The following is a 12164-nucleotide window of genomic DNA, read 5'->3' as shown; positions in this document are numbered from 1 at the left end:
TGTGGAAAATAGATTTGATATAGCTAGAACATTGCATCCTCTTGAAGTAAAAGTGATTTTAAATTATAAAGAGGGAGATGAAATTTTTGCGTCAAGGCTTTCTAAGGATTTATATTATAATGAAGGTCAGTCAAATAAAACAATTGAATGGCTTTTGTCCCATGGCATTCTTGGGGAAACTTTTCGAAAACTTAATGTGTTTTATCGTTTAACTGAAAAAGGTATTGATGCTTTAAGTAATGGTTTGATTGAAGAGAAAATAGTTGCTCTTGCATTGCAAAAAACAGTTTTGGTTTCCAATTTGTCATCAGAATTAAAAGTTGATGTTAGGGATTCTGGTAAGGCATTTGGCAATTTATCTAGAGAAGGTGTTTTATCTTTAGGATTAGATAAAGAAATTATTGTTAGAGACTTAGAGTTTGCTAGTTATAAGATTGTGCGGACATTGCTTGAGAGGGCTAAAGGTAAGGATTTGTTAAAAGATGATTTGTCGCATGATGAATTGTTAGTTATTGCTAATTATTCAAAGAAGAAAGGTGCTGGTGATGTGCTCTTTAAAATAGTAGAAAAATTGGATTTAAAATTTGAACTTACTGAGTTTGGACTTGAAATAAAATCTTTTCTTAAAGAGAATGATTTAACGGGCGATGAAATTGTAAAATTAACACCTGAAATATTAAAAAATAAGTCTTATGAGAATAAGAATTTTAGAGCTTATAATATTCATGTGTCATCAAATAAAACTTTTATTGGACGTGCAAATCCTTATTCGGAGTATATAGCTAAAGTTAAGGATAAGCTTGTAAGTTTGGGTTTTGAAGAATTTGATGGTCCTTTGGTTGAAAGTGAGTTTTTTAATAATGATGCTCTTTTTATGCCGCAATTTCATCCTGCACGTGATGTAAGAGACGTTTATTATATCAATGAGCCACATTTATTAAAATCTTTACCTGAGCCTTATTTTTCTAATGTTAAAGCTGTGCATGAGAATGGGTATAATACAGGATCAAGAGGTTGGAGATATGGTTTTAGCGAGAGTATTTCAAAAAGATTGGTTTTAAGAACACATGGTACGGTTCTCTCGGCAAAGCAATTAATGAATGCAAAAAATCCTGGTAAATATTTTGGAATTGTTAGATGTTTTAGATATGATCAGGTTGATTCTACTCATGGAGCTGATTTTTATCAAACAGAAGGGATTGTTATTGGAGATGTTAATATTAAAACTTTGCTGGGTCTTCTTGAAATTTTTGCTAAGGAATTGGCTGGGGCTACTGATGTTAAATATGTTCCTGCTTATTTTCCATTTACCGAACCTTCAATTGAAGTTCATGTTAAACATCCTATTCTTGGTTGGTTTGAGTTGGGTGGAAGTGGTATTTTTAGACCAGAAGTCACAAAACCCTTTGGAATTGATGTTCCTGTTATTGCTTGGGGTATTGGAATTGATAGAATGGCTTTAATGCATTTAGGTTTAAATGATTTAAGGGAGCTTTTTACTCATGATATTGGTAATGTTGCGTTAAGACGAGGAAAGGTAAATGCCTAAGGTTGAAATTTATAAAAGCATTTTATTGGAACAAATAGGAAAAGATTTGACAAATTGTGAGCTTGAATCTATTCTTGAGACAGCTAAAGCTGAAATTTGTGAATTTGATGTGATTAGTGATAAGATAAAAATTGAATTTAATGATACAAATAGACCTGATTTGTGGTCTTGTGCAGGTTTGGCTCGGCATATTAAGACATATCTTTTTGGTAAATTGCCTTCATTTGATTTTTTTTCAGCGACAGATGATTGTAAAAAATTTTATGGTGAGATTTTAGTTAGTCCTGAAGTGTTTAAAATTAGGCCTTTTATTTTTGGGTTTTTGGCAAAAGGTTTGATTTGTAATGAGTATATGCTTGAAACTTTAATTCAGTTGCAAGAAAAGCTTTCTCATAATTATGGGCAAAAACGAAAAAGGGTTGCAATGGGAATGTATTCGTCAGATTTGATTCATTTTCCTATAAATTATGTTACATGTAGTTCTGATTATAGATTTGTTCCTTTGGGGATGGATATTGAGATGTCCATAAATGAGATAAACGAAAAACATCCAAAAGGTATAGAATATTCGTCAATTTTTGAGGGTGTAGGTCAGTATTCTTTATTGTTAGATTCTAAAAACAAAGTGCTCTCTTATCCTCCGATAATTAATTCACGTGATATTGGTACTTTGAGAGTGGGTGATACCAATTTGTTTATTGAAGTTACTGGAACTAATCTTGAAGCTACTTTGTTGTCTTTATCGGTTGTTGCTTGTGATTTGTATGATATGGGTTTTGAGATTTTGCCAGTAAAGACCGTTTTTCCCAAAGAAACTTTATATGGGAAAGAAATAATTTGTCCCTATTATTTTCAAAATACTTTAGAGATTAGTATTGATAGTGTTAATAAAATGCTTGGTAGTGATTTTACTGCAAATGATATATGTCTTTACTTAAAAAAATTGGGAATCTCAGCTTATTTTAAAGATTCAGAGAAATTTTATATTATTCCTCCTGTTTATAGGAATGATTTTCTACATGAAGTTGATGTTATTGAAGAGGTCATGATAGGAAAGGGATTGGATAGTTTTCAGCCGGAGCTTCCAAAAGATTTTACCATAGGAAAATTAAGTCCAATAGAAGAATATTCGAGGTATGTTAAAAATTTGATGATTGGTATGGGATTTCAAGAGATGATTTATAATTATTTGGGTTCTAAGGTAGATTTTATTGAAAAGATGAATATTGAGGGTGATGAACTTGTAAGTGTTGCTAATCCAATGACTGAAAGTTATGAATATGTTAGAGGTTCGATAATACCTGATTTGCTTAAATCTGAGAGCATTAGTGCAAATTTTTCTTATCCTCATAAAATTTTTGAGATTGGTAAGGTAACTTTAAAAGATTTGGTTGGTGTTGATGGTACTATTACTTATGATAATTTGGCTTTTTTAATGGCTGATAAAGAATTTTCATTTAATGAAATTAATTCTTTAGTTTCATCTCTTTTTTATTATTTGAATGTTGAATTTAAGTTAAGAGAATCAAGTAAAAATCTTTATATAGATGGCAGAGGGGCTGATATTTTAATAAATGAGACTATTTTAGGCAGTTTTGGAGAAGTGTCACCCTACATATTAAGCAATTTTGGAATTATGGTTCCGTGTTGTGTTTTAGAGATCAATCTTAATAGCCTTTTACATTGATATCAATCAATAATATCAATAATTTTTTGTTGATATTGTTATTGAATTAGTATGTTTATTTTTTATAGTATGTTTTAAGTTAAATTGAGTTTGAGAGGTTTTATGCTAAATTTTGAGATACTAGATATAAAAAAAACCAATAAAGAGATTGTAAGAACAGAGGTAAATTTTGTTGAAGATGTGATTATTGTTGGATCAGGCCCTGCTGGACTTACTGCTGGAATTTATACTGTTATGAGTGGATATAAGACAAGTATTTTAGAAGGTCCTGAACCTGGAGGACAGCTTACAACGACTATAGAAGTTTATAATTATCCAGGATTTAAAAATGGTATAGATGGAAGAGAATTGATGTTAAATATGAAGGAGCAAGCTATTAATCTGGGTGCTACCACTTATTTTGAAACCGTAAGATCTATCAGTAAGAGGGATAATATTTTTTATCTATATACGGATAATTATATCTATAAGAGTAAATCTGTTATTATTGCCTCAGGGTCTGTGCCTAAAAAGCTAGATACTCTAAAAAATTCGGATTTATTTTGGAATAAGGGTATTTCTGTTTGTGCAATTTGTGATGGGCATCTATTTAAGGGAAAAATTGTTGCAGTGATTGGTGGAGGCAATACGGCAATTTCAGAAGCCATTTATTTAAGTAAGCTGGTGGAAAAGGTATACGTTATTGTAAGAAAGGATCATCTTAGGGCTGTTGATATGTTAAAGAAAAGTGTTGAATCATTGTCCAATGTGGATATTTTATATAACTGTGAGGCTAGAGAGGTTATTGGGGAGAATGTTGTCTCTATTGTTCAAATTCTGGATAATAGAAATAATTCTACTTTTGAATTGAATGTAGATGGTATATTTATAGCTATTGGTTATAAACCAAATACGGAGTTTTTAAAGGGATTTTTGGAATTGGATGAGGATGGATATATTGCTACTCAAGATACTGTAAAAACCAGTGTTCAGGGTATATTTTCATGTGGTGATGTTAGTAATAAACTTTATGCACAAGCCATTACGGCTGCTGCTGAAGGGTTTTTGGCTTCTGTTGAAGTTAGAAATTTTTTGGGATAAGTGAAATTTAATTTAAGAGATATATTAAAGTAGGTTAAGTTGTCTTTTGATTTCAAATATTAAAATTCCTGTTGAAACCGATACATTAAGGGAATCTATTTTTCCTTGAGTTGGTATTTTGACTAAAAAGTCGGAATTGTTTTTTACTAGATTGTGTATTCCTTTGCCTTCATTACCCATGATCAATGCAATTTTGTTGTCAGTTATTTTTATGTTATTTATTGCTTTTCCGTTTATGTCACTGGCATAGATCCAAAATCCATTCTTTTTTAAATTTCTAATTACATTGTTTATATTGGGAACTGTTAATTTGTTGACATACTGACTTGCTCCAGAGCTTGTACGTAAAACGGTTGTGTTGTCTTTTACACTTCGTTTTTGGCTGGTAATTACAAGATCGATATTAAATTGTTCTGCCGTTCTGAGAATTGCTCCAAAATTTTGAGGATCTTCTATGCTGTCGAGTATTAAAATAAATACGTTATTTTGATGTTTAAATTCGTTTAAGTATTCTTCTAAGTTTTTATTCCTATTTGTTGTATTATGGTCTTTTAAATTTTGTAATTTTAATGCAAAACCTCTATGATCATTCTTGCCAAGTATCTTGGCAAGATCGTTTGTTTTAATTACTTTGATATTATATTCTCTAGCTAATTTTTCAATACTTGTAGATCTTGGACTTGTTTTTGAGATATATAATTCAAGTCCTTTATTGTTTTTAATACTTTCAATTATTGAATTAGCGTGTGTAATATACATATTAAATTTTATTTAAGGTAACCTCGTCAATGTCTTTGATTTCCTTGCTTAGAATTTCTAGTAGACTGATAGCATTATTATTGAGATTTTTAGGAGTTTTGACCTTAATAATTAGGATGAGATTTCCAAATTTTTCTGTATGTAGTATTGGCATTCCTTCATTCTTAATACTGATTTGTTCGTCGTTTTCTGTTCCTTTTGGAATTTTTATTGCAATCTTTTTATTTGCTATTGTTTGTATTTTAATTTCTTTTCCGAGTGCTGCTTGAGTAAAGCTTATTGGTAGAGTTGCGTATAGATCTTTTCCATTTCTTTTGAAAATATTATGAGGTTTTATTGATATTCTTATATATAGATCTCCGTATTGTTGACTATCGGGATTTACATTTCCTTTTCCTCTCATTTTAATCTGTTGAGAATCGTCAATTCCTGCTGGAATTTTGAGTTCCATTATTTCTTTATTTTTAAAACTTCCAGTTCCTTTGCATGATTTGCAAGGGTTTGATATTATTTTTCCATTTCCATAGCATTTTGGGCATGTGGTTGTTACTCTAAAAAAACCCCCTCCTTGCATTACTCGTCCATTACCGTTACACATGTTACATACTGTGGGAGATGTTCCTTTTTCTGATTTTTTTCCTAAGCACGATTCGCATAGCATGTTTCTTGAAACATTAATGTTATTTTCATACCCCCTATAGGCATCCTCAAGAGATATTTCTATTTGGTATGTTATGTCTTGACCTCTTTCTTGATATTTACTTTTTTCTTGTCCACGTCTTCCAGTAAAAAATGAATCAAAAATATCTCCAAAATCTTCAAAAATGTCAGAGAATCCACTAAATCCCCCAGAAAATCCACTAAATCCTGATGCTCCTCCTTCAAATGCTGTGTGTCCAAATCGGTCATATTGAGCACGCTTATTATCATCGCCCAAAACCTCGTAAGCTTCTGTTGCTTCTTTGAATATGGATTCAGCTTCTTTGTTATTTTTATTTTTGTCGGGATGATATTTAATTGCTATTTTTCGATATGCTTTTTTTATTTCATCTTTTGAGGCTCCTTTTGAGAGCCCCAAAACTTCATAATAATCTCTTTTCACTATTTTTTATCCTCATCAACAACTTCGTAATCAGCTTCTTTGCTTTCACTGCCTGAATTGTTTTGAGCATTGTCTTGATTTGATGAACTTGCCTGAGCATCTTTGTACATCATTTCAGCTATCTTGTAAGAAGCTTGTTGTAGTTCTTCAGTTTTTGATTTAATTAAGGATATGTCAGAACCTTCTAATGCATCTTTAAGTTCCTTTATTTTATTTTCAATAGCTTCTTTATCTTGACTTGTTATTTTCTCTGCATATTCTTTGAGAGATTTTTCTGTTTGATAAATTAGTGAATTGGCTATGTTTTTTGCTTCTATGCTTTCTTTTAGTTTTTTATCTTCCTCAGCATGGGTTTCAGCATCTTTAACCATTCTTTCAATTTCTTCTTCAGAAAGTCCTGATGATGATTCAATTCTAATTTTTTGTTCTTTCCCAGTTCCCATATCTTTGGCAGAAACGTGAACTATTCCATTAGCATCGATGTCAAAGCTGACTTCTATTTGTGGGACACCTCTTGGAGCTGCTGGTATTCCATCAAGAATAAAGTTACCAAGTACTCTGTTTTGTGATGCCATTTCTCGTTCACCTTGTAAAACTTTAATGTCTACTGAAGTCTGATTATCTGCTGCTGTTGAGAATACTTGGCTCTTTTTGGTAGGGATTGTAGTGTTTCTTTCAATTAATTTTGTCATAACACCACCAAGTGTCTCAATACCTAATGATAGAGGTGTAACATCAAGAAGCACCATATCTTTGGTTTCTCCTGTAAGTATTCCACCTTGAATAGCAGCACCTATTGCCACAGCCTCATCGGGATTTACACCCTTGTTTGGTTCTTGTCCAAATATTTCTTTTACGATTTTTTGAATAGCTGGTATTCTTGTAGAACCTCCAACAAGTATGACTTCATTAATGTCAGAAGCCTTAAGACCAGCGTCTTTAATAGCATTAAGGCATGGTTCTTTTGTTTTTTGAACCAAGTGATCTACCATTTGTTCAAATTTTGCTCTTGTAAGAGTATATTGTAAATGTTTAGGTCCATTTGCATCGGCTGTAATAAATGGAAGATTTATTGATGCTTCTTGGGCACCTGAGAGTTCAATTTTTGCCTTTTCTGCTGCTTCTTTAAGTCTTTGAAGTGCCATTTTGTCACTGGATAAATCAATAGTACTGTCTTTTTTAAATTCGGTAATGAGATATTTGATAATCTCATCATCAAAATTGTCTCCTCCAAGATGGGTATCTCCATTTGTTGATTTAACTTCAAAAACGCCATCTCCAAGCTCAAGAATTGAGATATCAAATGTTCCACCACCTAGATCGTAAACAGCAACGATTTCTTCATGTTTTTTTTCAATTCCATAAGCAAGAGCTGCAGCTGTTGGTTCATTGACAATTCTTTTAACATCAAGACCTGCAATTTTTCCGGCATCTTTTGTTGCTTGTCTTTGTGCATCATTAAAATATGCTGGTACAGTAATTACGGCTTCAGTAACTTTTTCTCCCAGATATGCCTCAGCTGTTTCTTTCATTTTTGTAAGAGTTGCGGCTGATATTTCTGGTGGTGACATTTGTTTTTTTATATTGGAAATATTAACACGTGCATCACCATTTTGTCCCTTTTCTACTTTATAAGGAACCATTTTGATTTCGCTTGCAACTTCCTCAAATCTTCTTCCCATAAATCTTTTTATTGAATATATGGTATTCTCGGGGTTTGTAACCATTTGATTTTTTGCTACTTGTCCTACAAGTCGTTCACCTTTGTTTGTATAGGCTACAATTGATGGAGTAGTTCTTCCTCCTTCTGAATTTTGTATAACAACAGGTTTTCCATGTTCCATTATGGCTACACATGAATTTGTTGTTCCAAGGTCAATTCCTATAATCTTTCCCATATAAGGCCTCCTTTTGTTATGTTTTGATTTCTAATTAATTTTTACTTTGTGCAACTTTCACTTTTGCAGTTCTCAATATCCGATTATTGTAGCAGTATCCTTTTTGATATACTTCTACAATTTGAGGATTTATAGCTTTTTCTTGTTCTTCTATACTTATTGCTTCATGTTTACTTGGATCGAATTCCTCTCCTGGTTTTCCAAATTTTTTGAGATTATATTTTTTATCAAAGTTTGAGAGTATTTCATTTTCAATCATGCTAATTCCTGATAACAGGGTGTCAAAGTCTTTTGATTGTTTTGATGAATCTATTGCTCTCTCTAAATTATCAAGGAAATTAACTATGTCTTTCATTATATTTTCATTTGCAAATTTAATGAAATTTTCTTTGTCTTTTTCAAGTCTTTTTCTAAAGTTTTCAAATTCTGCTTGTTTCCTTAAATATAAGTCTTTTAGATTTGAAATTTCCTTTTCAAGTTCGGAAATCTTTTTTTCCATATTAGGATTATCTTTATTTTGGAGTGTTTCATTTTCTTTAATTTTTTCTGGTTCTTCGCATTTTTCTTTTTCTTCCATTTTAGCCTCCTTTTATAAAGCATTTTATCTATAAAAAAAGTATTTTACAAATTTTTTCTTTATGCAAATTTTTTGAAATTTGATTCATTTTCATTATCTTTAAAAGGGTTTATGTTGACTATAAAATTATATTAGTATAATATTGACACATATTTTAGGCTTGATAAATTCTTATGTGTATTTTTTTGTCAAAATAAAAAAATATTTTATTTATTTTTGAAGTAAAGGTAAGTTGTGTTAATGGTTGAAGATACGTGTTTTAAATAGATATTATTATTTTACTTTAGTTTTGATTGATATAGATGTTAAGATTTGTAAATTGTTGTGTGTGTTGTGGGGTTTTCTTGTAATTTTTTCTGTTATTGCTTATTATTTACCTTGTGAAAATATGTATAGCTCAAATAAAATGTAGACTTTTTAAGTTTGATCAGATTTTAAATGAATTGAAGGTAAATTGTGAATATGCTATTGCCAATAAGGTTGATATTTTACTTTTTCCTTTTATTTTTATTGAGGGTATTAAATATGCAAATTTATCTCATAGGCCTGAGTATGTAAAAAAAATTGTGGCTTGCATTAATTTTATAAAAGAGCAAGTTGATGATAGACTTTGTGTTGTTTTTGGGCATTATAATTTTTATGATGGCAAATTATTTGATTGCATGTCTGTGGTGAGTGATCGTCAGTATGTTTTGACAACCCGAGAAGTTAATGTTCCAGTTTTATTTAATTATAAGGGTAAAAGCATTGCTATTTTAAATTTTGATGATGAACTTTTGTTTCATAAATCTCGGTATCAATTTCATAACTCTTTTTGTGAAATTGACTATCTTTTAATTCCTTCAAAATCTTATTTTACGTGTGAAAAAAATAATTTAAGACTTGAATTTTTTAGAAATATGGCTATAGAAAATAATTTGGAAATTGCTTATGCCAATTTGTATGGTGTTTATGATTCTATGGTATTTGATGGTCTGAGTTTTTTTATTGACAAATATGGAAAAATAAGACAAGCCAAAGAATTTGAATATGATGTTTTATTTAATGAAGAATTTTATGATTTAGAGTTTGATTCTAAGTCTAGGATTTTTGATAAACTGCTTGCAGCATTAGTTATGAGTTTGAGGGAATATGTCAAGCTTGCAGGTTTTGAGAGGGTTCATTTGGGTATTTCTGGGGGTATTGATTCTGCTCTTGTTGCTTATATTGCATGTACTGCTTTAGGGGCTAATAGGGTTGTGGGTATTTCTATGCCCAGTAGATTTTCATCAGAAGGGTCTGTATTGGATGCGCAAAGACTTGCCAGTGAATTGGGATTTGAGTTGATTCATATGCCAATTGAGGGCATTTTTCAATTTGCTTTAGATTATCTTGATAAATATTTCAGTACAGAAGGAGTTACTGAAGAGAATCTTCAGGCTAGGCTTAGAGGATTATTTTTAATGTCTTATAGTAATGCAAATAAATCTTTGCTTTTGAATACTGGAAATAAAAGTGAAATTGCTGTTGGTTATTTTACGCTTTATGGTGATTCTTGTGGCGGCATTGCTTTGATTGGCGATCTTTTTAAGCTGGATGTTTATGAGCTTGCAAAATATGTGAATGTGAGGGAGGGCAGAGAAGTTATTTCTAGTAGTATTCTTTTAAAAGAACCTTCTGCTGAGCTTAGGGCTGATCAAAAAGACAGTGATTTTCTTCCCACGTATGAAGTTCTTGATGAGATATTAAATAGGTATTTATTTGAAAATGAACCTTTGGAATTGCTTTACAAATCTTTTGGAGAGGAAGTGGTTGGTAAGGTGTTAGATCTTTATTCTGGTAGCGAGTATAAGAGAAGAAAAGGTCCTATGATAGTTAAAGTTTCTAAGAAATCTTTTGGTAGTGATATTTTACTTCCTATTTCAAAAGTTGTGTTGATGAAGGATGAATAGTAATAAGGTTATTAGTGTATTAAATGAATTTAGTTTAAAATTAGAAGAGATTTTTTTACTTATCAATACTTATTCTTATGCACTCTATAAGGAAACCCCTAGATATTTTTATGATGATATTACGAATTATCTTGAATTGACTTTGGATATTGCTAATAAATTTCAGGTAGAGTTTGCAGATTCTAAAGATTTAAAATTGGGCAAATTTATGCTTAGGAGCATGAAGTGCGATTTAATGTCTTATTTGTATTTATCTTTGGAATTGATCGATAATTCTATGCATTATAATGGAATAGGGGATGCTGGTATTGCATTCTTTAAAGCTATCTCTTGTAAAATTTCGTTGGTAATATCTTTCATAGAGATTGAGCTTGAAAATATGGTTCTCTCTTCTACTCTTAAGAGTAAAAGGGTTGGCAATGAAGATGGCAATCAGTTATTAATTTTTTCTTGTGATAGCATTTATACTGAAAAACTTATAAATTATTTGATTTTAAAGGATTATACTGTTATCTCTGCAAGTACTGTTGCTTTGTTTAATCAGTTGCTCTGTAATAATTTTTATGATTTGATTATTCTTGATTTAGATTTAGATGAAAATGTACAGTTGATTTTAAATTTACTTAAAAATGTTAAGAGTAATAGTCTTTATGAAATGATTCCCATTATTGTTATTTCTCAGATAACTAGAAAAGATATTATTCAAGCTTTTATTGAAGCACAAGTTGATGATTATTTTTTTAGGGGTTTGAATTTATTGGTATTGGATATGAAAATAACTAGTTTTCTTAAAAAGAAAAAGGTGATAGAACAGGGTCAAAAATATTTAGATCTTGTTTTGCATGGTAGAGAATGTGTTGAGAGTGAGCTTATTGAAGCTGGAAATTATATTGAAAATTTATTGCCCAAGAAAGTCCAAAACGAATTTTTTCATTCTAATTGGATCTTTGTTCCATCAAAAAGAATAGGGGGTGATTTTTTTAATTATTATTTTGTTGATGATGATAATTTAATAATCTATTTGATAGATATTTCGGGGCATGGAGTAGGTTCTGCACTTTTGTCTCTTAATGTTTCCAGTGTGATTAATTCTTATGTTATGAATAATAATGACATTCGTCCTTCTGAAGTATTAAATTATATTAATACTTATTTTTTTAAATTTAAAAGTGATATGTTAATTACATTATGGTATGGCGTTTTGAATGTAAAGACTAGACACTTAAAATTTGCATCAGCAGGAGCACCCCCTGCCGTTATTTTGAGTGAACAAGATAATATTTATCTTAAGACAAAAGGTTCAATTCTTGGAGTTGAAGAAAAATATTCTTGCAAAGAGGATGAATGTTATTTAAAGAAATTTTCACATCTGTTACTCTTTAGTGATGGTGTTTATGAGGTTGAAAATAATCAGGATATGATAATGTCTATTGATGATTTTTATAAGATATTAAAAGCAAATACATATAATTTAGATAACTTTGTTTTAGATCGTCTGCATAATGATATGTTGAACTTCTCAAAATATAATGCATTTAGGGATGATTTTTCTATTTTAGAATTTATTATTAATTAGTTTTT

General features: G+C 30.6%; 9 protein-coding genes. 5 read left to right on the top strand and 4 right to left on the bottom strand.

Annotated elements, in window-relative coordinates:
* Nucleotide 1: 1 nt before the first annotated feature.
* From pheS to trxB, 3 genes are all read left to right on the top strand, one after another.
* Complete coding sequence (pheS, locus tag U881_RS0105070) at nt 2–1549, top strand: phenylalanine--tRNA ligase subunit alpha (RefSeq protein ID WP_024653520.1); 1548 nt, start codon at nt 2–4, stop codon at nt 1547–1549.
* On the top strand, nt 1542–3236 hold the full coding sequence (gene pheT, locus U881_RS0105065) for a phenylalanine--tRNA ligase subunit beta (RefSeq protein ID WP_024653519.1): 1695 nt from the start codon (nt 1542–1544) through the stop codon (nt 3234–3236). Before pheS ends, pheT begins: the two co-directional genes overlap by 8 nt.
* Nucleotides 3237–3338: 102 nt before the next feature.
* The gene (gene trxB / locus U881_RS0105060; protein ID WP_024653518.1) at nt 3339–4316 is read left to right on the top strand and encodes a thioredoxin-disulfide reductase; all 978 of its coding nucleotides are present in this window, start codon (nt 3339–3341) and stop codon (nt 4314–4316) included.
* 24 nt (nt 4317–4340) lie between these two features.
* Here the strand turns inward: trxB and rlmB are convergent, their stop codons facing one another.
* From rlmB to U881_RS0105040, 4 genes are read right to left on the bottom strand one after another with little or no spacing between them, the layout of a single operon-like run.
* On the bottom strand, nt 4341–5075 hold the full coding sequence (gene rlmB / locus U881_RS0105055; protein WP_024653517.1) for a 23S rRNA (guanosine(2251)-2'-O)-methyltransferase RlmB: 735 nt from the start codon (nt 5073–5075) through the stop codon (nt 4341–4343).
* 1 nt (nt 5076) lies between these two features.
* Nucleotides 5077–6177, bottom strand: a complete 1101-nt coding sequence (dnaJ, locus tag U881_RS0105050) for a molecular chaperone DnaJ (RefSeq protein WP_024653516.1) — start codon at nt 6175–6177, stop codon at nt 5077–5079.
* Entirely contained in the window at nt 6177–8075 is a 1899-nt protein-coding gene (gene dnaK / locus U881_RS0105045) for a molecular chaperone DnaK (RefSeq protein WP_024653515.1), read from the bottom strand. Before dnaK ends, dnaJ begins: the two co-directional genes overlap by 1 nt.
* Nucleotides 8076–8109: 34 nt before the next feature.
* Nucleotides 8110–8652: a nucleotide exchange factor GrpE gene (locus tag U881_RS0105040; protein WP_024653514.1), complete on the bottom strand. Its 543-nt coding sequence runs from the start codon at nt 8650–8652 to the stop codon at nt 8110–8112.
* 380 nt (nt 8653–9032) lie between these two features.
* Between U881_RS0105040 and nadE the strand changes: the two genes are divergently transcribed.
* A complete protein-coding gene (nadE, locus tag U881_RS0105035; RefSeq protein ID WP_024653513.1) occupies nt 9033–10583 on the top strand; it encodes an NAD(+) synthase in 1551 nt (516 codons plus the stop codon).
* A complete protein-coding gene (locus U881_RS0105030; RefSeq protein ID WP_024653512.1) occupies nt 10576–12159 on the top strand; it encodes a PP2C family protein-serine/threonine phosphatase in 1584 nt (527 codons plus the stop codon). The genes nadE and U881_RS0105030 overlap by 8 nt, the downstream gene beginning before the upstream one ends.
* Nucleotides 12160–12164 lie beyond the last annotated feature (5 nt).

It is taken from the genome of Borrelia persica No12 (assembly GCF_000500045.1).
In the GTDB taxonomy this organism is placed as follows: Bacteria; Spirochaetota; Spirochaetia; order Borreliales; family Borreliaceae; genus Borrelia; species Borrelia persica.
Note: the sequence above shows the minus strand (reverse complement) of the source record. Positions and strands in the feature narration are given on the sequence as shown.

What these genes read in the sequence shown, in the direction of transcription:
- pheT (WP_024653519.1), top strand. Translation starts at nt 1,542, where the DNA reads ATGCCTAAGGTTGAAATTTATAAAAGCATTTTATTGGAACAAATAGGA.
- trxB (WP_024653518.1), top strand. Translation starts at nt 3,339, where the DNA reads ATGCTAAATTTTGAGATACTAGATATAAAAAAAACCAATAAAGAGATT.
- rlmB (WP_024653517.1), bottom strand. Translation starts at nt 5,075, where the DNA reads ATGTATATTACACACGCTAATTCAATAATTGAAAGTATTAAAAACAAT.
- dnaK (WP_024653515.1), bottom strand. Translation starts at nt 8,075, where the DNA reads ATGGGAAAGATTATAGGAATTGACCTTGGAACAACAAATTCATGTGTA.
- U881_RS0105040 (WP_024653514.1), bottom strand. Translation starts at nt 8,652, where the DNA reads ATGGAAGAAAAAGAAAAATGCGAAGAACCAGAAAAAATTAAAGAAAAT.
- U881_RS0105030 (WP_024653512.1), top strand. Translation starts at nt 10,576, where the DNA reads ATGAATAGTAATAAGGTTATTAGTGTATTAAATGAATTTAGTTTAAAA.